A 260-nucleotide genomic window follows, 5' to 3' on the forward strand; every position below is an offset into this window, starting at 1 on the left:
TTGTCCAGCAGGGTTTCCGTCCCCTGACGGAGGCGTTCGCCGAGTCCCTCCACATGGACCTGGAGCCCTTGCAGGAGATTGCGGAGCTCCTTGAAGAGAACCGGCAGCTGGTCCTTTATGGTCCTCCCGGTACCGGAAAAACGTACTTGGCCAAGCACCTCGCGGCCGAGCTCGCGGGGGACAGCACCGATGAGCGTGTGAAGCTGGTGCAGTTCCATCCGTCTTATGCCTATGAGGATTTCTTCGAGGGTTACCGACCC

The 260-nt window shown here is 60.4% G+C and carries 1 protein-coding gene; it reads left to right on the forward strand.

Annotated features, from left to right (window positions below; translation table 11 throughout):
• Window positions 1-53: 53 nt before the first annotated feature.
• A partial coding sequence (locus SB772_RS42545) for an AAA family ATPase (RefSeq protein ID WP_410838838.1) occupies window positions 54-260 on the forward strand: 207 nt, incomplete at its 3' end.

This window comes from Paraburkholderia sp. SIMBA_030, assembly GCF_046535245.1.
Taxonomy (GTDB): domain Bacteria; phylum Pseudomonadota; class Gammaproteobacteria; order Burkholderiales; family Burkholderiaceae; genus Paraburkholderia.